Source organism: Streptococcus sp. OMI870, from assembly GCF_047460295.1.
Taxonomy (GTDB): domain Bacteria; phylum Bacillota; class Bacilli; order Lactobacillales; family Streptococcaceae; genus Streptococcus.
The window spans coordinates 244512-268170 of the sequence record NZ_JASHGM010000002.1 but is presented as its reverse complement, the minus strand read 5'-3'; the positions used below and the strand labels follow the sequence as shown (position 1 = coordinate 268170).

Below are 23659 nucleotides of genomic sequence, written 5' to 3'. Positions count from 1 at the left end.
TTAGGTCATCTTTGGAGCTTAAAAGGCGAACAAAGATGCCAATCAGCTACTGCGTCTTGCAGTTATAACTATCATATATAAGAGACTGGACACTTTATGCCCAGCCTCTGTTCCTATTTAAATTCACCGACAAACTCCTTGATGGCTTGCGCGAGTTCAAAGGGTTTCTCAGTATTGAGTAGATGGCCTCCGTCTGCGATTTCTTGATAACGACCTTTAGGCAGGAGCTTGGCCAACTTCTTAGAAGAAGATTGATTGGCCCAATCTTTGCTACCACAAATCACCAAGCTAGGAAGAGGACAAGCTTTAACGGTATCGGTTAAATTGAGTCCTTTTAATTCAGTCAAGATTTGAAGCATCTGTTGTTTATTGGCGTCTTGCCTTTCAAAGACATGCTTGGGAAGCAGACGAAAGAGGAGGATCTGGAGTCTGTAGAGGGGATTGGTGTTGAGTTTGTATTGTGTCCCTGCAAGGACCAAGCCCTTGAGTTGCGGGAAATCTTGTCTAGAGAGATCAAGGGTGAGAACACCCCCTAGTGAGAGGCCTACCAGAATAAAGGGCTCGCTCTCCTGCTGGAGGCGTTCTATCAGCCTTTCTTTGATCTCCTGATAACTTTCACTTGGATGAGAGAAAATATCAAAAGTTTTGGAGTGCAAGGGAGAAAGGGCATATTGGACCCCTTGCCAAGAGAGCACATCCTGCCCTAGTCCATGTAAAAAAATAAGTTTCATTAGGAGTCCTTTCCTTGAAAATCGAGCTCGTAAAGACCACGGAGAGCATTGCAGGCATAGATACGATCGGCTTCTCTTAAATCCTTCAGCGTCAAGAGTTTTTCTTCAATCTGCTGGTTCTCAAGAAGATGGCGGCGGTAGATTCCATCGAGGATAGGGAGATGAGCTGGTGGGGTATAGAGCTTGCCCTTGATCTCTAGGATGAGATTGCCAATGGTTGTCTCTAGCAAGGTCTCATCTTCTAAAAAGTAAATCTGCTCCCGATCTGACTGGATGAGGTGGTCTCTCTGGCTCGTTTTAAAATAGGTAAAAGGTCGGTCTAATGGAGCTGTTTGTTTTCTCAATTGGGCCTGCAGATAGCTAGCTGGCAAGTCTGTTAGCTCGGTGATCGTCAGCTGGAAGCTTCCGTTTTTCTGCAAGGTAATGCGACAACGGTAGTCAAGGCTAGGATCCAAATGAGAGAGCTCTTCTTGAAGGTTGTTCAGGAGTTTTGGCTCATTAAAAGGATAGGCAAAGTAGCGGCTGGCCTCTCTCAAACGGGTCAGGTGTTGCTCTAGGAAAGTCAGCTTTCCTTGATGGATGAGACCGGTCGTCAGGAGCTCAAATCGAGGCTCTTGTCGGTAGAGGACAGCCGATTTTTGCTTGGTTTCCTGGTATTCGCCTTCCCATTTACTATCCCAAGTGATGCCACCACCAACGCCATAGATAGCTTTGGTGCCTTGCATTTGAAGGGTCCGGATGGCCACATTAAAAATCCGTTTCCCTCTTGGAAGAAGGATCCCAATCGTGCCACAGTAGACTCCACGAGGAGCAATCTCTGTCTGTTGGATGATTTCCATAGTAGAAATCTTCGGTGCGCCTGTGATCGATCCACAAGGGAAGAGGGCTTGGAAGGCTTGGACCAGATCGACTTCGGGTCGCAAGCGGCTTTCAATGGTCGACGTCATCTGCCAAACGGTGGAGTATTGCTCGACTTGGCAGAGGCGGGTCACCTGCTCACTTCCAATTTCCGAAATCCGATTCATGTCATTGCGCAGGAGATCCACAATCATCATGTTTTCCGCCCGATTTTTGGGATCTGCTTCTAACCAGGCTGCCTCTTTGAGATCCGCTTGGTTGGTAAGCCCACGGCGCGTCGTTCCCTTCATGGGGCGCGTGGTCAATAGACGATCTTCTTGTTCAAAAAAGAGCTCAGGGCTAATGGAGAGGATGGCGACATCATCGTGTTGGATGAAGGCATTGTAATGGGCCTTCTGCTCTACCACCAGTCGGTTGTAGATGGCTAAAGGATCAGTCTCTAGCTCTTGAGAAAGCTGGACGGTGTAGTTGACTTGGTAGGTGTCTCCCTGGCGGATGTGGTGATGGATGGTCTTGATCGCTTCTTGATAAGCAGGCGCCTCGACCTCTTCCTTCCAATTGGCTGGAAGATCCACAGCTTCATAGTCCTCTGGAAAAGGAAGGGTTTCGACCTCTTGGTGGATGGTGAAGTAGAGGAGATACTCTCCCATGAGGGGTGCAGGATGGACAGCTAATTTTTTCTCAAAAGCAGGAGCAGCCTCATAGCTGACATAGCCTACTGCATAAAATCCAGACTCCTGGTAAGTTTCCACTTCTTTAAGAAGTGCCTCTACTTGGTCGATGTCTCTGGTTTTTAATTCTTTTATGGGCTTGGTGAAAAGGTGTCTCAATCCAAGTTCTTTAAAATCAATAATCGTTTGTTTATGCATGCTTTGAGTATATCAAAAATAGAGGAAAAAAGGTAGATCAGGATGCAAGATTCCTTGCTCCGGCCTCTCTTTCATGCTAAAATAACCTTAGAATCTGCATTTTGCAAGGAGCAGGAACATGCAAAAGAATTCCCTCTACAATACTTCTAGTATTAGTCTCTTTCAATACCTTTTTGCGATTGCAGTGATTTTGGTGCATAGTGGTCGCTTAACTTCTTATGAGCCGGTGCATTTTGGTCTCAAGAGCATCCTTGGACGGCTAGCGGTGCCATTTTTTATCATCTGTGCCAGCTTTTTTCTTAAGCAATCCCTAAAGGATGCAAGGAAAATGAAAGCCTATCTGGTCAAAATCGTTAAAACCTATTTATTTTGGAGTTGTGTCTATCTTCCATATGCCTGGATCTTTTTTTCTAGTCTCCAACTCCCTGTCTATCTCTTTCCAGCAGGAGTCTTGATTGCTCTAGTCTACCTGGGGATGTGCTACCAACTTTGGTATATCCCAGCCTTTTTGCTGGGCTTGTTTTTGGTCAATCAATTAGTCAAACGGCTAGGTATGGTTTGGACGGGGGTGATCACCCTTCTTCTATACTGCTGGGGCTTGATTGAAACTTATTCGTCTTACCTGGACACCACCAGTCTTCTAAAAGGCTACCAACTCTATAGCAACCTATTTTTCACAGCGCGAAATGGTCTCTTCTATACGCCTATTTTTATCTTTATGGGTTACTCTCTCTATGATCATTTTGATTCACCGAGCTTTCGGGTTTACCGTTGGCAAAAAGTAGCTCTTGCCTTTGGACTCTTCTGTTTAGAAGGCATGATCATTTTTCGAAATGAAGGAATCGATAAGAACTTTTTCTTTCTCCTTCCCTTTGTGACCGTTTATTTGGTCAATGCTTGCCTGCGATCGTCTTTTCTAAAAACCTATGATCTACAGTATTTAAAACAGATGAGTATGGCCCTTTACTTTTCTCATCCTATCTTTATTGAGTTGTCTCGCTACGGATTTCGGACTCTCCCTCTTTCTTATCCAGACAGAGGCAAGCTGATTTTTGTGACGGCCTTGTTTGGAAGCCATCTCTTTGGAGTGGCCATGCTGTGGGTACGAGATAGAAGGAAAATACAAAAGATTCCTTCAAATGGTGAAGAGTTAGATGAAATAACCAACCAATAGTAGGGTGTACAAACCTCAAACAGTTGTGTTTGAGGTTTTTTTGTATGGACAAATTAAGGGGGAATAAGGATTGTTAGGCCTGCCCTACCTCATTTATAGATGTTTTATTTGATTGCCCTTGGATAGAAGGAAGGGGCAATCATTACCAGATAGTGACTTATAATATAGACATTAGTGCAAACAATGTCTATATTATTAAATATTTATTATTTAATTTGAAAAGAAATAGATATTCTAAAAAATAATTGATAAAATTAAAGGGAGCGCCTTTTTGGAAGGCTAACAAAAGTAAAGGAGATAAAACATGAAAAAGCTTAGTTTATTATGGAAAAACTTTTTGAAAAAAGGTTTTGCCATTTTAACGATTCTCATGATGCTAGGCCAGATTGGACAAGGAGCTATTACAGCTTTTGCGAACGAGCTAGCGGTCGGAGATAGTGGGGCTCTGGATGTCACTCTCTTATATGGGGACAAACAAGACCATCCAAGTGGCATGTCCTATTATACAGGTGACACCATGTCTGGCTATATCCAGATTACCCCTAAGAATTTGACAACGGATATTAATGAGGTAACGGTTACCTTGAATGTCCCTGGGAAGTACCTACGAGAAGTTAGTATTCCTGACTTCAATAGTGCTTCAGAGCATGATAAACCAACGGTTACAAAAGTTGGAGATGATTATCAAGTCACCCTTCACTTTAACAATTACCAAAAGTCAGAAGTCCTAACTCTGCCATTTATTGGAAAATTTAATATTGGTTATGCACCAACAAATTATTCATTAGATATTACGGGGACCCTGAACATAAATGGGCAAGAAACAGCGCTCAATGATATCATTTGGAAGCCTAAGTACAACGATTATCGTTTCACTAAGTACATCAACCAAAACTTGAACGAAGCCATGTCTAAGGACTATGCGGAAGCAATGCCAGGTATTGTCAAAGGTGCGGATGGTAAGAACTATATTGAAACACCAACTTCTGTCCCATTTGCCTTCCAATTGGACGGAATGCGTGGTCAATACGGTGGTCAATACCGTCAGTTAGAATCAGCAACGATCACTGATAAGTTACCAACCTATACAGATAAGAGTGGGAAGACTCGCACAGCTGTTCTTGATACAACCAAGTCTGAAGGCTGGGTAGACAATGGAGATGGTACCGTTACGAAGACTTTCAAGGCGGATGCAAACAACAATCCAGCAGCTTATCACCAAGAATTTATGACCAAAATCAAGGATACAAGTTACCTCTACTTGAAATTCCCTGATTTGGTCTTAGAAAAAGACCAAACCCTCAAGGACGTTCTTAGTAAGGATTTGACCAATACTGGTAGCATCGTAGGAATTCCTGACAACCGTGGAGAGGGAGAACCAGATATTACAGCGGAAGATTCCCTTATTTTCCGTTTGACTTCACGTGACCTTGAAGGTGCTGGAAGCTTTGCTAAACGGGCAGATGGGGATGTTTATGACTCAACCGAATACAAGGCTGCTAATTATAAATGGCTTTTAAATTTCGAAAACAATACCCCTGCACCTCAGAAGAATTTTGTTTTTTACGATGAGGCTGTGGACCCTCGCTTGAAGTTTACTAAGATCGATTATACTCGTCTGATGGAAGGAGGCTATGGTATTGGGAAGCAAATCCATACCATTGTCAAACGAATTATCCTGACCATGGAAGATGGTAGCACCAAAGAAATCCAGTCAGAAGCAGATAAAGATGGAAATGGTCTGATTGATTTGACCAAGTATGGAACGGTTGTGGGCTGGCGGATGGAAATGAAGGATGATTTTGTCCTTCAATCTGGTCAGGGAATTCGCCTCCATAGCTATACAAGCTTCAAGGATCCTGAAAAGACGCGTTACGATGAAAATGATGCAACCCAAAATGTCTACAAGAATACAGGTCGTGTGACTTATAAAACACAGTCAAACGTTGCCAAAGATCAGTCGGCAGATTGGAGCTTTAAGCTGATTCCTATGAAGGAAAGCTTTGAAATTGCCAAAACGACGGAATACAACGACGTTCAATACACAGATGGCAACACTATTCGTTTCAGTCTGGGAGCAACGAAAGTTATTCTTGATCCTGATAAGAATTATGGTGATCTTCGGGTGATCGATCTTTATGATCCCAATACTTTGGATGTCGATTTTAAAAATTTAAATCGTTCCCTTGCTTCTAGCGAGAACGGTATGAACTCTTTCAAGAGCTACGATGTCGTTGAAAACTATCGCAACTCTGGTCGCACGGCTATTGTGATGCATTTTGACCAGAAAAAGTTTATTAAAGCTTCTCTTGAAAAAAATGGTCAAGTTCGTCTGCCATTCATCTATGCAAAACTAAAAGGGAAAGATGATGGTGGAACTTTTACCAATAAGCTTTATGTCGCAGGAGACGGAATCCACGATCTTGAAAATGCCAACCCTGATCGAGTTACCGAAGACGTCTATGACTTAAACGGTAATGGATCAACAACCGATAAGATTCCTTATGCTCAATCAAATTATACGATTGTCGCAGCAGAAGGGATTTATGCCCGCAAATACATCGCTAAAAATGATGATCTATCCGATGCATCTACTGTTACTCGTACCTTCAAACCTGGTGAAACCTTTAACTACAAGATCACCATTAAAAACAATACAGATAAGCCAGTCGAAGACGGAGTTGTTTACGATGCCCTACCAAAAGTACACGATGTCAATACCCTAGATGGTTCAAATCGTTTGACTGAATATACGGTTAGCCTCCGTGGACCTGTATCTGCCCCTGAAGGCTGGACAGTCTACTACACGACAGACTCTAGCGTCACAAGTGACACTATGGAGCAGGCAGCAGATAAGGATATCTGGACGACAGCTGTAGCAGATTACAGTCAAGTGACGGGTATCAAGTTTGTGGCGGATAAAGGAACGACGATCCCAGCACGTAGCGAAGCAAACTTTGGTGTCCCAGTTGTTAATCCAACGGAGTTGACCAAAGACGTCAAAGACTTGATGCAAAAACGCACCAAAGATAATGAAGACAACGGTGGTCGTTCAGGTGTAGTCCAAGCCCATAACCAATTTGGTTACAAGGCCAAAGGCCACGAAGGAAACCGTGAATCGAATACCGTATCCGCACAAATCTTCTCAGCTGCTTTCCAAGTCAAGAAAGTGGATAAGGACAATCCGAAGAAAGTCCTTGAAGGTGCTGAATTTACCTTAACAGATGCAAATGGAGCTGTTGTTGCGACGGCAACTTCTGATAAGAATGGAGAACTTTCCTTTAACACCTTAACAGAAGGAAACTATACGCTCAAAGAAACCAAAGCACCTGAAAATTACAAGTTGGATGAAACAGAACATGCAGTGGTTGTGACCTATGATGCAGACAAGCAAATCTACCACGTCACGGTGGATGGAAAAGCTGTTGGCTCAAAAGCTCTTCCTTTAGAAATCGCGAATGAAGCAGATATCAAGTATATTGATCTTGAAGCTTCAAAAGTTTGGGATGACCAAGACAACCAAGAAGGGCTTCGCCCAGAAAGTGTGGAATTCCAACTCTACAAGAATGGAAAAGCGCAAGGAAAACCAGTCACGGTCTCAGCTGCAACAGACTGGAAAGCTCACTTTACGAACCTTCCAGATAAAGACAGTGATGGCAAGCTCATCACCTACACTATCAAAGAAGTGAAAGTTCCGACTCATTATACGGCCGATACAGAAGAAGCCAGCTTTACTGATGGAAAAGCAACCATCACCAATAAACGCACTCCTGAGACAACGACAGTTACCGTCAAGAAAGTCTGGGATGATGCCGATAATCAAGATGGTCTTCGTCCTACAACTATCAAAGTTCACCTCTTAGCCAATGGAAAAGAAGTGCAATCAATCGATCTTGCTGGTCAAGGAAATGAATGGACGCATACTTTCACAGACCTACCAGTCTACAAAGATGGCCAAAAAGTTGTCTACACAGTGACAGAAGACAAGGTGGATAATTACACCACTAAGATTGATGGAACAACGATCACCAATAGCTACAAACCTGGTAAGACAAGCCTCACCGTTACCAAAAACTGGGAAGATGCCAATAACCAAGATGGCCTCCGTCCAAAAACGATTAAGGTTCAATTGTATGCTGGGGATGAAAAAGTTGGTCAAGCTGTTGAATTGTCAGCAGATAACAAATGGACCCATACCTTCTCAAACCTAGACGAGAAGAAAGCTGGCCAAGTTATCAACTATACCGTCAAAGAAATCGATGTCCCAGAAGGCTACACCCAAGCAGTCGAAGCAACGAATCCAGGCCAAGTAGTCGTGACCAATACGCACGCTCCAGAAAAGACCAAGGTAGAAGTGAGCAAGAAGTGGGAAGATGCTGATAACCAAGATGGTCTACGCCCAGCTAGCATTCAAGTTCAATTGTACAAAGATGGCGTTCCTACTGACCAAGTATTAGAACTTTCTGCAGCGAATGATTGGAAAGGTGCATTTGAAAACCTTGATGCCAAGGCAACTGGAAAAGCCATTACTTATACCGTTAAAGAAGTTACTGTCCCAGATGGTTACAAGGTGACGGTAAATGATAAGGACAAGGCGAATGTTGTCTTGACAAACACGCATGAACCAGCTCTTACAGAGATGAAAGTCACTAAGAAATGGGATGATGCCAATGACCAAGATGGCCTCCGTCCAAAATCCATTCAGGTTCAATTGTATGCAAATGATGAAAAAGTAGGAGAGCCGGTTGAATTGTCAGCGGACAATAAATGGACTCATACCTTTAGCAAATTAGCTGAAAAGAAAGCTGGCCAAGCGATCAGCTATCGTGTGGAAGAAGTAGATCTTCCAAAAGGCTATGAAGCAAGTAAGGTTGAGGATGAAAAAGGAAATGTGGTGATTACAAACAAGCATGTTCCAAAAGAAAATCCGAAACAACCGACTCCGCCAAGTTCATCTGAACCAAAGAAACCGGGTCAACCCGAACCTAAAAAACCAAGCCAACCAGAGCCGAAGAAACCAGGCAAAATCTTAGGATTCTTACCAAATACGGGTACGACGATCTCTATCATTAGTCTTGTCTTAGCCTTTGTCTTGGCAAGTATCGCTGCTTATATTTTGAAGAAAAAGAAAAAATAAGCTAGTCTAAAATGAAGCAAACACCAGAAATGGTGTTTGTTTTTGTTCTTCTGGCCTTAAATGATCGGATGATGGGGGGACAACCCTATACTTTACCGTCATGCAACCTATTGGTTTCTTTGTTTGGATCTACCAAGCCCAGTTCAAAAAGGAAGAGCAAGAGTTTGTTGCTCGTAAGCTGGATGCGGTAGGCTGGACCAAGTACTTGTCGATCAGTGCCATTTGGTGGCTGGTATTTGGCTATATTTACCAATCAGTTGGAGCCAATCGGCCTTTCCGGGATTCCGTTACAGATGCGACCAATGGTGTCGGCCAACTCTTGATGACGGCTGTCTACCGCGAACAGTGGATTTTCTGGGCGGCTACCAATGTATTCTCCATCTATCTTTGGTGGGGAAAAAGCCTTCAAATTCAAGGGAAATACTTTATTTACTTGATCAATAGTCTGGTTGGTTGGTACCAATGGACGAAGGCGGCCAAGAAAGGCTACTAGTAACAATCAATAAAATACAAGAGGTTGGGCATTTTGCGCCACCTCTTTTTGTGATATACTAGAGTAGTTTTTGGGACTTGAAAATAATGGGTTTTCTAGTTCAAATTTATAAAAAGAAAAGGAGAGAACATGGATATCTTTCTTAAGAGCATATCGGGGATCCTGGTCATTCTGGGGATGATATTAGTGGGCTTTGTCATAGGTGAAAAAGGCTGGTTTGATGACAAGTCACGTGGCTTGATCGCAAAATTAGTTACTCAAATCGCTCTGCCCTGTTATATGCTTTATACCATTACACAGCGTTTTACAGCGGCTGACCTCCTAAAAATGTTGCCAGCATTGCGGTTTCCTGCCCTTTCTATGGTCGTTTTGCTTGGAATAGCGACAGCAGTAGCCAGGATCTTTGCAGTGAGACAGGACCGCCGTGGCCTCTTTATTTCCATGTTCTTTAACTCCAATACGATTTTTGTGGGGCTCCCCATTAACCAAGCCCTCTTCGGGGATGCTAGTATTCCTTATGTTTTGATCTATTACATGTGTAATACGACCTTTTTCTGGACCTTGGGGACCTACCTGATCCAGCGAGATGGTGAGGGAGAAGCTCAGTTTGATCTCAAAACGAGTATGAAAAAAGTCTTTTCACCTCCTCTGATGGGCTTCATCTTGGGACTAGTCATGGTGATGCTGCAGATAAAGCTCCCTGCATTTCTAGCCAGTGATTTGCAGTATCTGGGCAATTTAACAACCCCCTTATCCATGATTTTCATCGGTTTGTCGGTATCTCATGTAGGCGTGAAGCAGTTGGTGCTTGGAAAAGATCAGCTCCTCATTCTACTAGGACGCTTCGTGGTTGCTCCACTCCTAATGGCGACCATTGTTTACTGGGCCCCTCTTCCAAGCTTGATGAAGCAAGTCTTTATCATCCAGTCCGCTATGCCAGTGATGACCAATGCCCCGGTCGTTGCCAGACTCTACGGAGCTGATAGTGATTACGCAGCGGTCATGGTGACAGAGACGACCCTTGCTACCATGGTGGTCATTCCGATACTCATGGTGTTGATGGCTTGATCGTTTTAAAAAAAGTGAAGCAAAAGTCTTGCTTTTCTTTTTATTTGTGTTATACTTGTTCTTGCATTAGATACAAGTTATCTAAAGGAGTTTATATGGATACGAAATTTTCAGTAGCCTTGCACATCCTAACCATGATTAGTGAGAGTAAGGAAAACCTAAGTTCACAAGCTCTGGCTGAGAGCGTTGGGACTAACGCTAGTTATATTCGTAAGGTGATTGCCTTATTGAAAAATGCTGGACTAATCCAGTCTCATCAAGGAAAAACAGGCTATCAACTCAGTAAGTCCCCAAAGGAAGTGAACTTACTTAACATTTATTTTGCGACACAAGAAGTCAGCCACATCAGCTTATTTCCTGTTCACCAAAATAGCAATCCCGATTGTCCCGTTGGAAAACATATCCAGGCTGCCGTTTCGCCACTATTTACTAGCGCTGAAGCTCAACTTGAGAAGGAATTAGCCCAGCAAACCTTAGAAGAAGTCATTAACAATCTTTATAAAGAAGCCAAACAAAAACGAAACTGATTTGCATGCAGATCAGTTTTAAAAAGACTAAACTTGTATCTTAATCAGATACAACAAAAAATAGAAAAGAGAAGACAATGAAAGCCGCACAACATACATCATACAACAAAAAGAATATCACACTGAACATCACAGAAATCGCTACACCAAGTATCACAGACAAAGAAGTTTTGGTCAAAGTTACCGCTGCTGGTGTTAATCCTCTGGATAATATGATTTCCCGAGGAGAAGTCAAGATGATCGTCCCTTACAAACTCCCACAAACTGCTGGAAATGAAGTGGTCGGTATCATTGAAGAGACCGGTAGACAAGTCAAAAATCTCAAAGTTGGAGACCGAGTTTTTGGACGTTTACCACTTGATCATATTGGTGCCTTTGCAGAGTACGTAGCCGTCGATAATCAGGCTCTAGCCAAGGTTCCAGACTATTTGTCTGACGAGGAAGCCGCTGCTGTGCCTTTGACTGCCTTAACCATTATGCAAGCCTTAGAACTCATGGGAGCTCAAGCTGGGAAAACTATCTTTATCTCTGGTGGTACTGGAGGTGTCGGTGGAATGGCCATTCCAATTGCCAAGGCCAAGGGCTTGACAGTCATTACCAATGGGGCTGGAGATAGTGCTGAGCGAGTTTTGAAGCTAGGAGCAGACCGCTTTATCGATTACAAAACAGAGGATTATGCAAAAACTGTTAGCCAGGTTGATTATGTCCTCGATACCCTTGGTGGCGCTGAGACTGAAAAACAAATGTCTATCATGAAAAAAGGTGGTCAGCTTGTTTCCCTCCGTGCTATGCCAAATGGTGACTTTGCCAAACGCATGAACCTGCCAAAATGGAAACAGATGATTCTTGGATTAGCCGGTCGCAAATTTGATAAGATGGCTGACAAATACGGCGTTCACTACCATTTTATCTTTGTAGAAAGCAATGGTGCTCAATTACAAGAGGTAGCTGACCTCTTTAGCAAACTCGAAATCAAGCCCTCTATCGATACAGTCTATCCATTTGAAGAGGTGAATAGCGCCTTAGACAAGGTAGCTAATGGGCGCTCACGTGGAAAAACAGTCCTCAGCTTTAAGAAATAAAAAGGAAAAGACAATGTCATATCTTACAACTAAAAATCAATACATCACTGTCCAAGGAAATCAAATTGCCTATCGCGAACTCAGCAAAGGCAAATCAAAACTACCTCTTCTGATGCTAGTCCATTTGGCAGCAACCCTCGACAACTGGGATCCAAAACTCTTGGAATTGATTGCTGAAAAACACCATGTGATTGTGGTCGACCTTCCTGGTGTGGGAGCCAGTCAAGGCAAAGTGGCGCCAACCATTCCTGGAATGGCTGAGCAGACAATTGCCTTTGTAAAAGCCCTTGGTTACGATAAAATCAATCTCCTTGGTCTTTCTATGGGAGGCATGATTGCTCAAGAAATGGTCCGAATCAAGCCTGATTTGGTCAACCGTCTCATCTTGGCAGGAACAGGACCTCGAGGAGGAAAAGAGGTCGATAAGGTTACAGGGAAAACCTTTAACTATATGTTTAAAGCTGGACTCGAGCGCATCGATCCTAAACGCTATATCTTCTATAAACATGATGAACAAGGAAAAATCGAAGCCTTGAAAGTTCTCGGACGAATGGGAATGCGAACCAAGGAATTTGCGGACAAAGACATGAGTGTGCCTGGTTTCTTGACTCAACTCAAAGCTATTAAACGTTGGGGGAAAGATTCTCAAGACGACCTAAGATTAATCACCCAACCAACCTTAATCGTCAACGGAGACAAGGATATGCAGGTTCCAACGGAAAATTCTTATGATATGCATGAGAAAATAAAAGATAGTAAACTCATCATCTATCCACATGCTGGTCACGGTTCGATCTTCCAATATGCAGAGGAGTTTTCAAAAGAACTCATTGCTTTCTTGGAGGACTAAGATGGTCAAAACCGTTCTAATTACAGGTGCTACTGACGGTATCGGTAAACATTTGGCAAAGAAACTGGCTAGTGAAGGCCATCAGGTCATTCTTCATGGTCGAAATCCTCAAAAGCTGGAATTGGCGCTTCAAGAGGTTCGGGCAGTTTCCTTGAGAGGCAGAGTGTCTGGTTACTTGGCCGATTTTTCAAAATTAGAGGATGTTTATCGATTTGTAGAGGAAATTAAGCGAGACTTTCAACGTATCGATGTCTTATTTAACAATGCGGGACTGTATGCAGGAAAAGACCGAAAAGCGAGTGCTGAAAATGTCGAGTTGACATTTATGTTATCCGTTCTCGTTCCCTATATATTAACAACTGAGCTAAGCCCCTTGTTAGAAAAAGCGACTGATGGCCGTGTCATTAATACCTCTTCCTATATGCATCATTTTGCCAAAGTCAAGGATTTGGACTTTGGATTTGAGAACAACTATCATCCAGGATTGGCCTATAATAATTCCAAACTCTATACCATTTGGATGACACGCTATCTAGCAAGAGATTTCTTTTTAAAAGGTTCAAATATCACTATTAATGCCTACCATCCCGGCTTAAATTCGACTAACTTAGGGAATCATTCTAGTGATGCAAAGACGAAAAAGTCTCTCTTCGGACGCCTGATGAAATCTCTCTCGAAAGATCTAGATCAGGGAATCGAAACAGGCTATTATCTCACCTTATCAGAGGAAGTCAGGGGCTTGACAGGCTACTATTTTGATGAAAAGAAAGTCAAGTCTGTATCTGAAAAAGGCTACTCATTTGAAAAAGCACAGAAATTGATGGATTACTGCCAAGAAAAGATTAAACTGTTTAAAGAAAAGCAGGATTTTTAATTCCTTATTGATTTCGTAACTATCAAAAAACTCAAGTTTTCATTGATAAAACTTGAGTTTTTCTTAGATAAGGGCTAATAAAATGGTAAGAATCAGAGCAATTCCGATCCGAATGACATGGTGGGCTAGATGGAAGTTTTCTTTGTGCTTGCCATTCCAATAGGCTCCGTAGCAAATCAAGCTAACTCCGATCAGCCAAATGAATAAAGCAAGAATTGGCAAAAGGAAGTAGAGGATGAGAGAGAAGGTCGCAAGGCTACTTCCTAGAAAAAGTAGGTAAATTCCAAGGGTCTTTTTGCCATTTTTTAATTCGGAAAGGCTGACCAATAAATGAAGAAGAGCAAAAACAAGGGCAAATAAGGCTGTGAAAAAGCCGAGAAGAATGGGGAGGAGCATAGTTTTCCTTTCTATGATACATGATGTAAAGTCGCACCTTAGTTAGAAGCGACGTTTAAAATCTCCAAATAAAACTGGATGACTTCTTGTTCGGTATAAGTCTTGCCTTTTTTCAACCACCAGCTGAGGGTTTCAATGAAGTTGGTTACGACCAGGTGTTTGAGATAGGAGTGGGGGATGTTGGGGTGAGATTGAATCAGTTTCTCAGCTACCATGGGGTAGACGTCGTGCTCCAGTTCTTTTTTCAGTTGCCGGATAAAATAATCATTTTTGGAAAGCAAGAGACTGGTCACATGGTCTTGGTTTTTCTTGAAATGCTGAAAGATATGGGCTAGGTAGTCTTGGGGAGAGAGCTGATCATCTCGCTCAAAGAGGTGGTGAAAGAGTTTTTGGCAGAGTTCATCCAGCAAGAGTTCCTTACTCTCGTAATGGCTGTAAAAAGTTGAACGCCCCACATCAGCACGGTCAATAATTTCCTGAACGGTAATAATGTCGTAGTCTTTTTGGTTGAGTAAGTGTAAAAAAGCATGATAGATAGCTTTTCTAGTTTTGGTAATACGACGATCCTGTGTTGTCATATGGACACTTTGAACAAATTGTTCAGTAACGTACATCCTAAACAGTTTGCCCCTATCCTTTCTTTTTAGAGTTAGAGATAATACTAGTGAGAAGATAATACTATTACTATTATACCAAAGGAAGGTAAAAAAATGAGTTCAAAACGTGCTGTTTGGCTGGCTTTTTTCTTGAATCTAAGTTTTGCCATTGTTGAGTTTATTGCAGGGGGAATCTTTGGTTCCAGTGCTGTTCTCGCTGATTCTGTCCATGACTTGGGGGATGCTCTAGCCATTGGCCTCTCGGCCTTTCTAGAAACGATCTCCAATCGTCAAGAAGATAGCCGCTATACCCTAGGCTACAAGCGTTTTAGCTTATTAGGGGCTTTAGTAACGGCAGTCATTCTGATGACCGGGTCTGGTATGGTGATTTTAGAAAATGTAAGCAAGCTTTTCCACCCTCAGCCCGTCAATGACGAAGGGCTTCTTTGGTTGGGAATGATTGCTATCAGTGTCAATGTGCTGGCGAGTCTGGTTATTCGCAAGGGGCAAACTAAGAATGAATCCATTCTCAGCCTGCATTTTTTGGAAGATACCTTAGGTTGGTTGGCTGTCATCTTGATGGCCATTGTCCTCCGATTTACTGACTGGTATATCCTAGATCCCCTCTTGTCTCTTGCTATTTCCTTCTTTATTCTGTCCAAAGCTATTCCCCGTTTTTTGAGCACGCTCAAGATTTTCCTGGATGCTGTGCCAGAAGGGGTAGATATCAATCAAGTTAAGAGTGATTTAGAGCAGTTGGACAATGTCTCAAGTATCAATCAGCTTAATCTTTGGACCATGGATGGACTAGAGAAAAATGCTATTGTTCATGTTTGTCTCAAGCGGATGGAGCAGATGGAAGTCTGCAAAGAAGCGATCCGTGCATCGCTCAAAGAGAGGGGCTTTCAAAATGTCACCATCGAAGTGGATGAAGACCTAGCAACTCACCGCTCCCACAAGCGAAATATCGAAGAGCTGGAAGCCAGTCAAAGTCATGGACATGATCACCACCACCATCACCATCATTAATGGACATCGATCATTCCTTTGTTGAGGATATTTTAGAAATCATCGATTTAATATATTGACTCCCAATTCAAATTGTGATAGACTACTCATATTTATGAAAGGATCGAGTATATGTTACAACTACAATGTATTTCAAAAGTTTATTATACGGGGAATCAAGAGTTTTACGCTTTAAAGGATATCTCGATTCGTTTCCGTGAAAATGAGTTCGTCTCGATTCTCGGACAATCGGGTTCAGGGAAAACCACCCTCTTAAATATCATCGGTGGACTCGACCAATACACATCGGGTGATCTACTCATCCAAGGAAAATCAACCAAGCAATTTAAAGACCGCGATTGGGATAGCTACAGAAACCACACTATCGGATTCGTCTTCCAATCCTATAATCTGATTGGTCACCAAACGGCACTCTCAAACGTCGAAATTGCGATGACACTCTCTGGTGTTTCCAAAACGAAACGCAAGAAACGTGCCATCGAAGCACTTGAACGCGTTGGCCTAAAAGATCATTTATATAAGAAACCAAGCCAAATGTCTGGCGGACAAATGCAGCGAATCGCGATTGCGCGTGCTCTTGTCAATAATCCTAAAGTCGTTTTAGCTGATGAGCCAACAGGAGCGCTCGATTCTGAGACTTCTCTTCAAATCATGGAGTTATTAAAAGACATCGCCAAAGAACGTCTAGTGATCATGGTGACGCATAATCCAGAACTGGCGAAAACCTACTCTACACGTATCGTACAAGTATTAGATGGAAATATCTTAAGCGACTCGAATCCATACGAACCAACCGAAGAACCCAAACAAGGGGACATTCAGTTTACAAAGACAAAGATGAGCTTTCTGACGGCTTTGTCCCTTTCGTTTAATAACCTATTGACGAAGAAAGGTCGGACATTTCTGACTGCCTTTGCTGGTTCCATCGGGATTATCGGGATTGCCCTGATCTTGGCCCTCTCAAATGGTGTGAGCGATTATGTGAAAAAGGTGCAAGAAGACACTCTTGTCTCTTTGCCATTGACGATTAGCGAGCAGAACCAGAGTAATCTGATGGCAACCTCTCCAGACTTGAGTGAAAAGCCTTATAGGGATAAAAACGAACTCGGTGTCAATACGCTTTTAACGAATCTATTGAAAAAACAAATAGGGAAAAATGACCTCGCGTCCTTCAAAACCTACTTGGATAAACACGCTTCAGAAGCCGCACACCTTACAAAAGATATTCGTTACCAGTACAATTTACAACCCTATATTTACGCCAGTGACACCTCTAACGGTCCAAAGAGCATTCTTCCGTCTAACCTCGCGGACGAAGTCGATACGGCCAACCAAACAATCAAAGGCTATTTGCAAAACATCGACTACTGGAGCCAACTGTCAAGCGACCAGGAGATGCTTAAGGCGCAATATGATGTGCTAGAAGGTCGCCTTCCGAAGGATAAATCTGAAATCGTCCTGATCGTGGATGAAGATAACCAAATCAGTGACCTCCTCCTTTATAGCTTACGCATCAAAGACCCTAGCGAATTAAACGATGCGAAGAAACTGGATGAACTCAAATCCCAAACCTATCAGTATAGGGATTTCATTGGAAAAACTTTCAAAGCTGTTGTCAACACGAACCGCTTCGTCAAAGAAAACAACCAATGGATAAATAAAATTAACGACGAAGCCTATATGAAGACGCAAATCGAGAATGGCCTCGAGCTTAAAATTGTCGGCGTTCTTCGTCAAAAAGAAGGCACCAGTTCTGGGGTGAACTCTCCTTCTGGTGGGGTAGCTTATACAAGCGCCCTTATCGATGACACTTCTGAACAAATTCAAAACAGTGACATCGTGAAGGAACAAGAAGCCAACCCAACTATCAATGTATTTACTGGAAAAGAATTTGCCAAAGATCCAAAACCATTCAATTCGGCTGATTTAACCGAAGAAGAAAAAATCCAGTTGGTCAAATTGACGCCTGAACAACAAGCGCAATACATCCAACAATACAACGAAAACTCGGCTGCCACTTACGAGGAAAACCTCGCGAAATTGGGTGTCATCGACAAATCCAAACCGGCTGCCATCGAGTTCTACACCTCTTCCTTCCAACAAAAACAAGAGTTGAAGGACTTCATCAACGCTTATAACACGGCGAAAAAAGACGCTGGCGAAGACGACAAAGTGCTCGCCTACTCCGACGATATTCAAACCATCATGTCTTCGATTACGACAATGGTGGGCGTGATTACAACCGTACTCGTTGGTTTCGTAGCCATCTCGCTCATCGTATCATCGATTATGATTGCGATTATCACCTACATCTCGGTTCTCGAACGTACAAAAGAAATCGGAATCTTACGTGCAATGGGGGCTTCGAAGAAAGACATCCGTCGTATCTTCACGGCCGAAACAGCCATCGAAGGATTTATTTCCGGAGTGCTCGGTATCGGAATTACACTCCTTGCAACACTTCCAATCAATGCCGTCGTTGCGAAAATGACTAACGTGGAAAACGTAGCGCAGTTACCATGGGAAGCAGCGCTCATCCTGATCGGTATCTCCATTGTCCTTACCATGTTAGCTGGTCTCATCCCTTCACGCATCGCCGCAAAGAAAGACCCAGTGGAATCTTTACGTAGCGAATAAAAGCTGTAAACGATAAAGTGGATAGAAGAATGTTTCTTTATCCACTTTTTCTATTGTGTAGAAATTCTTAGAAAGAGATTCAAACCTTCTCTCCTTACATGAAAGATGGTCATTTCAAATAGATGTTGTTTTCAAAGAATAATACAGTATCGGATTGGACATAAAAAAGATATTTGTTCCACTTTCTTTGAATGATTTCTTTTAATAGCTTGTGTATTTACCTAGAAAATTAGTTGCTTCTTCCAAATGATTTATAAAAGAGCTTCCTAAAGAAATCCTTTTCATGGTAAAATAGTGGAAAGTATATAGTAAGGAGCAGTTATGAGTAAAAGAGCTGTGTTGATGATGACTTTTGGTTCACCAGAAGAGATTACCTATGAAGGAGTAGCGGAATTTTTCACAAATATACGCCGTGGGGTTCGTCCTGAACCACATGAAATTCAGACTTTATATGACAATTACGTCCGAATCGGTGGAACCCCACTCCAAAGGATAACTAGAGAAGAAGTGGACATGGTTGCTACTGCTCTTGGAAATCAAGCGTCGGTTTACTTTGCCAACAAATTTTCCCGCCCTTTTATCACTGATGTAATCAAAGAGATGGAGAATGACGGAATTGAAGAATGTTTGTGCTTGATTTTAGAGCCTCATTATTCCTACTATTCTGTCATGGGATATGAGAAATTTTTAGAAAGTGAGCAGATTAGGTTCCAAATTATCAAGGATTGGTACCGCGAACCTGACCTACTCCACTATTGGGCTGATGAAATCCAAAAGATTTTAGATCAGATTGGAGACGACAGTTATAAGGTGATTTTTTCAGCTCATAGTGTCCCAGTTTTGGCACTTGATTTTGGTGATCCTTATATCGATCAGATTTATGACAATAGTCGCATGATTGCAGAGATTTTAGGGCTTGAAGAGGATCAGTACACCAATACTTGGCAGAGTGAGAGTGATATAGGTATTCCTTGGATTAAGCCTGATGTCTTAGAATACCTTCATGATGAGAAGGAACACCCTGACCACTATATTTTTGTTCCGATTGCCTTTATTAGTGAGCATATTGAAGTTCTTTTTGATAATGATGTGGAGTGTAAGGAGCTATGCCAGGAGCTCGGAGTGGCTTATCACCGACCTCCTATGCCAAATAGCGATTCACGACTGATTAAAGCCCTTCTGTCAACCATTCAGTCTCATATAGATGGTGACTATAGTGACTATCAACCTCAGCTAGAGACTTTTGATGAGTTGGAAGCTCCTTCAAGTACAGGTCAGATTTTGGAAGTAGAAAAAGATATTCAAATGCCCGATTTTGTCAGAAAATTGATTGATAAGAAAGGCCGCGAAAATGTCAAAATGCCCTATCTGATTAAGAAAATGCTAGAAAAGAAGTATGGGAAAAAATATGATTAAATGACGGAGTTTTAAACCAGGAAGTGGGCTAGAGCTCGATAAAAAGTGTATACTATAGGAAAGTAAGCAATAGAAAGTAGGTTGTTCCTATGAAGAAAACAGTCTATACAAAAGCTGGGCAAGTGGGCCTTGTAGAAGTGGAGCGTCCACACATAGAAGCACCAGATGATGTCATTCTCCGCATCGTTCGCACCTGTGTCTGTGGCTCTGATCTATGGAGCTACCGCAATCCAGATATTGAAGCGGGGCATCAAAATAGTGGCCACGAAGCCATTGGGATTGTCGAAGAAATCGGAGAAGCTATTACAACGGTGAAACCGGGAGACTTTGTCATCGCCCCTTTCACTCATGGTTGTGGGGAGTGTGATGCTTGTCGTGCTGGCTATGATGGGACCTGTGACCGCCATATCGGCAGCAACTGGTCTGACGGGGTGCAAGCAGAGTACATGCGCTTTGAATACGCCAACTGGGCTCTTGTCAAAATTCCAGGGCAACCATCTGATTATACAGAAGCCATGCTTAAATCCTTCTTGACGCTGGCAGATGTCATGCCGACGGGCTATCATGCGGCGCGTGTGGCTCATGTAAAACGGGGCGACAAAGTGGTTGTCATTGGGGACGGAGCCGTGGGGCAATGCGCTGTGATTGCAGCCAAGATGAGGGGAGCATCGCAAATTGTCCTCATGAGTCGGCATGAGGACCGTCAACAAATGGCTTTAGAATATGGTGCGACAGCCGTTGTTGCGGAGCGCGGGGAAGACGGGATTGCCAAGGTCCGTGAAATCCTTGGAGGAGGAGCAGATGCGGCTCTTGAATGTGTCGGTACCGCAGCAGCTGTTGATCAGGCCCTTGGGGTTCTTCACAATGGTGGACGTTTAGGTTTTGTCGGTGTGCCTCATTACAATAACCGTGCTCTAGGTTCGACCTTTGCCCAAAACATTTCAGTGGCAGGTGGAGCAGCCTCTGTCACCACCTATGACAAGCAGTTCTTGCTCAAGGCCGTCCTTGATGGCGACATCAATCCAGGCCGTGTCTTTACCCATAGCTATAGCTTGGACGATATTAATCAAGCATACAAAGACATGGATGAACGCAAGACCATTAAGGCTATGATTGTCATTGAGTAATGAAAAAATTCTAGTAGAGGTTGTCTACTAGAATTTTTTTGTAGTGAAATCAGTTTTTATTTCAAATCCGACATCACTTGCTTCTTGGTGAAGGTGCGCTCTTGTTTGTTGGCTAGGGCCTTGATGCGAGCATCTAGGAGAATGGCACGACCTTCGGCACTTCGGGTATAGACGAGGTCATACTTACCTATACTCTTTCGGATTTGCTCGACAAAGGCTTGGGCCTCTTCTTTACGTTTGTCAAAGAGGCTTGGCACGGCAAAGTATTCTGTCTGATCGGATACTTTTTCTTGTGTTTTCAAGATATAGCGCTGATTTTCAATCGGTGCGAAAAATTCGATCATGGTTTGCGAGAAGAGTTCTTTCTCTCGCATGGTTCCGCCCTTCATATAGACCAGCGTGTTGATGGCATCCTTCCTATCTCGGACTACTTGGATGCGGGTCTCCTGGGTCTGAATCTGCCCAGAAAGGAGCAGGGCTTGGTGAATAGCCTGGCCGAAGACTTCTAACCGTTTATAAGGACTCTTATAGAGATAGTAGCGGAGCCAAGCAAGGAGAGCGAGAACAGCTAGGACGAATAGAAGAATTAGAGACGCTTTATTCCCTCCTCCTCTATGTGAATAGTAAAAAAGGTTGGCGAAAGAATCGGTCAAAGTAGCAGCCGTCAGCCAGCGAGCTAGCTTTCTGGCATCAAAAAATAGGGCCAGAGGCAGGAAGTGTTTATCCACTTGTACCTCGTTTGCTATCTCCATATTCTCAAGTATCGGAAGAGCTTTTTGCCAGCCATCCCGTAGTTCTTGACGATGGGTAGAGCGCTCTAAGGTCTCTTCATTGAGTTTCTGTAACTGTTTTTTAGTATAGCGGATATTGTCAAAGGCCAGACGCTCGATACCGGATTCGATAAAGGGTTCCTTGTAGTGGAGGCCTAAAAATTGTTTCATCCGTCTTTCTAAGAGCTCCAGATCAGGACTATATTGTTTCAGCTGATCAGTGATGGCTTCAATCTCTTCTTTTTCAAGATCGGACTTTTCATACCATTTCTTCAGGGAAAGATTGATGGAGACCAGATGCCAGATGTTACTGGTCTTGTCTGGATCTTGGGGCCACACTCGAATGGCACGGCCTCGCATTTGGTTGCTGAGCATAAAACTGCCGACAAAGCTCGCTAATATCAAGGAGTTGACACAAGGAGCATCCCAGCCTTCTCCTAGAAGAGACTTGGTTCCAATCACGACTTGGATGAGTCCCTCTTGAAAGAGCTGGGTCACAGCTGTCACCAAGTCATGTTGCGAACCTACCAAGCGAACCTTGAGAAAATCATCAGGAGATAATTGGCCGACATTTTGGTAAGTCAGTCGATCCGCTCCTAGAAGCTCTTCTAATCTTGGCTTAGCAACTGTTGGGATGATGACGATACTACCTGTTAAGACAGCGATGGCAGGAGGAGTCGTTAGCTCTATGCTTTCCCTGCGAATGGATTCAAAATAAGAGAGAACTCCCAACTGAGTGAATTGGGCGTCCTTGTCACCTAGATGAACTTCAAAGTCTTGGCGAATATAGTCTGTTAAAACCAGTTGGCGCAGTTGGCTTCCAAGAGCCTGGTATTCCGCCTTGAAAATCTCTCGAACCGCATTGAGTTTTCCGAGGGATTGGTTCAGCAGGAGATCTTGTTTTTTGTTGCGGACCAGTTTGACTTGTTTTCGATCGATTAAGCTAGCTGCTTTTAATTCATGGAGGAGTTGCTTTTCGTATTCTTCTGGTAGATTGTACCAGTGGGGAACCTGAAAGAGCAGTCCTTGCAGGAGAATTTCAAGCCAGTCCAGAGTGAAAGAAGGTAGTTTTTTAGCTCCTAAAAGATCCTGGAAACGTTTGGGAAAGGCGATTCCCTTGCTTCGAAGAAAGATCAGGGTAGCAGAGAGATACTTGGGCTCATTGAGCAATTCATCATCGCTGATCTGACCCGATAAGGCTTGGCAGTTTTGGAGGTATTGGCAAAAGAGGGGATCGGAAGTCAATTGCTGCAAAAGAGCATTCTTTTGTTGGCTAAAAGCATCTAATTGCTCTTGCTCTTCTTTGGTTGGAAAGGCAAAGTAGACATAGTCTTGGTGGGGACAAAGGGTCTCTTCCTTGACCAATTCGGGAACTGTAATTTCCTCATCAATCTCCCCACACATGCGGATATAGCGATCCCAAAGGGCAGGATCCCCTTCATAAGGCGGGGTAGCGGTGAGGGAGATCATTTTTAAGTCAGGGAAGGCTTGACGAAAGGCTTCCAAACTCTTCCACCATTCATTGCGCAGGTGGTGACACTCATCTAAACAGAGGGTTCCAAGTGAGATGTCTTTGAAAGTAGAAAAGATATCAAAGCCTTTGAAATCAAAAGTTTCAATCTCTACCTGGTCATCGCTATCCTCGATTTGTGATTGGCCGACGACTTGATTCATGGCACTGTGGAGGGCCTGATAGGTAGCAACTGTAATCAGCTTAGGATGTTTGAGGTCCTGAGAGATCAGTTGCTCCGCTTGGCTTTCATCTTTTAAGAATGCTTGGATAATCCGGTCGACCCATTGTTGACGAATGGTGACCGTAGGTGCCAAGATCAGGGTTGGTTGCCCAAAGCGTCGGATACATTCGATTCCCAGGGTTGTTTTTCCAGAGCCAGGAGCCGCCACCAAATGCAGGTGGCCATCCACCATAAAAGCCTCACTCTTATCGAGGACGCGTTTTTGATAGTGTCTCCATTGGCCTGTAAAGGCTAGTTCTTGTAACATAGGTTTCCTCCCTTGTACTGTCCC

General features: G+C 43.2%; 16 protein-coding genes and 1 pseudogene. 12 read left to right on the top strand and 5 right to left on the bottom strand.

Annotation, left to right across the window (positions count from 1 at the left end):
• Window positions 1-113: 113 nt before the first annotated feature.
• Together QM968_RS05325 and pabB are read right to left on the bottom strand one after the other, a co-directional pair.
• On the bottom strand, window positions 114-731 hold the full coding sequence (locus QM968_RS05325; protein WP_414382807.1) for an alpha/beta fold hydrolase: 618 nt from the start codon (window positions 729-731) through the stop codon (window positions 114-116).
• Window positions 731-2458 carry an aminodeoxychorismate synthase component I gene (gene pabB / locus QM968_RS05320; protein ID WP_414382805.1) on the bottom strand — a complete coding sequence of 576 codons (1728 nt, stop codon included), beginning with the start codon at window positions 2456-2458 and terminating at the stop codon, window positions 731-733. The genes QM968_RS05325 and pabB overlap by 1 nt, the downstream gene beginning before the upstream one ends.
• Before the next feature lie 118 nt (window positions 2459-2576).
• Between pabB and QM968_RS05315 the strand changes: the two genes are divergently transcribed.
• From QM968_RS05315 to QM968_RS05280, 8 genes and pseudogenes are all read left to right on the top strand, one after another.
• Complete coding sequence (locus QM968_RS05315) at window positions 2577-3632, top strand: acyltransferase family protein (RefSeq protein WP_414382802.1); 1056 nt, start codon at window positions 2577-2579, stop codon at window positions 3630-3632.
• 304 nt (window positions 3633-3936) lie between these two features.
• Window positions 3937-8769, top strand: coding sequence for a Cna B-type domain-containing protein (locus QM968_RS05310; RefSeq protein WP_414382799.1), 4833 nt, complete (start codon window positions 3937-3939; stop codon window positions 8767-8769).
• 79 nt (window positions 8770-8848) lie between these two features.
• A pseudogene (pnuC, locus tag QM968_RS05305) lies at window positions 8849-9262 on the top strand (nicotinamide riboside transporter PnuC); the annotation flags it as partial.
• A gap of 129 nt (window positions 9263-9391) precedes the next feature.
• The gene (locus QM968_RS05300; RefSeq protein ID WP_414382796.1) at window positions 9392-10330 is read left to right on the top strand and encodes an AEC family transporter; all 939 of its coding nucleotides are present in this window, start codon (window positions 9392-9394) and stop codon (window positions 10328-10330) included.
• A 95-nt stretch (window positions 10331-10425) separates the two neighbouring features.
• Window positions 10426-10857, top strand: a complete 432-nt coding sequence (locus QM968_RS05295) for an Rrf2 family transcriptional regulator (RefSeq protein WP_009731635.1) — start codon at window positions 10426-10428, stop codon at window positions 10855-10857.
• Between the two features lie 77 nt (window positions 10858-10934).
• Window positions 10935-11939, top strand: a complete 1005-nt coding sequence (locus tag QM968_RS05290) for an NADP-dependent oxidoreductase (RefSeq protein ID WP_009731634.1) — start codon at window positions 10935-10937, stop codon at window positions 11937-11939.
• A gap of 13 nt (window positions 11940-11952) precedes the next feature.
• Window positions 11953-12789 (top strand): alpha/beta fold hydrolase, encoded by an 837-nt coding sequence (locus QM968_RS05285; RefSeq protein ID WP_414382792.1) that lies wholly within the window; start codon window positions 11953-11955, stop codon window positions 12787-12789.
• A 1-nt stretch (window position 12790) separates the two neighbouring features.
• Window positions 12791-13663 carry an SDR family NAD(P)-dependent oxidoreductase gene (locus QM968_RS05280; protein ID WP_414326039.1) on the top strand — a complete coding sequence of 291 codons (873 nt, stop codon included), beginning with the start codon at window positions 12791-12793 and terminating at the stop codon, window positions 13661-13663.
• 63 nt (window positions 13664-13726) lie between these two features.
• Here QM968_RS05280 and QM968_RS05275 read toward each other — a convergent pair whose 3' ends face one another.
• Both QM968_RS05275 and QM968_RS05270 read right to left on the bottom strand, forming a co-directional pair.
• On the bottom strand, window positions 13727-14059 hold the full coding sequence (locus QM968_RS05275) for a hypothetical protein (RefSeq protein ID WP_009731631.1): 333 nt from the start codon (window positions 14057-14059) through the stop codon (window positions 13727-13729).
• Between the two features lie 38 nt (window positions 14060-14097).
• Complete coding sequence (locus QM968_RS05270; RefSeq protein ID WP_232198426.1) at window positions 14098-14637, bottom strand: TetR/AcrR family transcriptional regulator; 540 nt, start codon at window positions 14635-14637, stop codon at window positions 14098-14100.
• A gap of 132 nt (window positions 14638-14769) precedes the next feature.
• Between QM968_RS05270 and QM968_RS05265 the strand changes: the two genes are divergently transcribed.
• From QM968_RS05265 to QM968_RS05250, 4 genes are all read left to right on the top strand, one after another.
• Window positions 14770-15684 carry a cation diffusion facilitator family transporter gene (locus QM968_RS05265; RefSeq protein WP_414382790.1) on the top strand — a complete coding sequence of 305 codons (915 nt, stop codon included), beginning with the start codon at window positions 14770-14772 and terminating at the stop codon, window positions 15682-15684.
• A gap of 111 nt (window positions 15685-15795) precedes the next feature.
• Window positions 15796-18321: an ATP-binding cassette domain-containing protein gene (locus QM968_RS05260; RefSeq protein WP_414382788.1), complete on the top strand. Its 2526-nt coding sequence runs from the start codon at window positions 15796-15798 to the stop codon at window positions 18319-18321.
• Between the two features lie 321 nt (window positions 18322-18642).
• Window positions 18643-19737, top strand: a complete 1095-nt coding sequence (gene hemH / locus QM968_RS05255) for a ferrochelatase (RefSeq protein WP_414382785.1) — start codon at window positions 18643-18645, stop codon at window positions 19735-19737.
• An 89-nt stretch (window positions 19738-19826) separates the two neighbouring features.
• On the top strand, window positions 19827-20864 hold the full coding sequence (locus QM968_RS05250) for a zinc-binding dehydrogenase (protein ID WP_414382782.1): 1038 nt from the start codon (window positions 19827-19829) through the stop codon (window positions 20862-20864).
• 56 nt (window positions 20865-20920) lie between these two features.
• Here the strand turns inward: QM968_RS05250 and QM968_RS05245 are convergent, their stop codons facing one another.
• Window positions 20921-23635 (bottom strand): DEAD/DEAH box helicase family protein, encoded by a 2715-nt coding sequence (locus QM968_RS05245; RefSeq protein ID WP_414382780.1) that lies wholly within the window; start codon window positions 23633-23635, stop codon window positions 20921-20923.
• Between the last annotated feature and the right edge of the window lie 24 nt (window positions 23636-23659).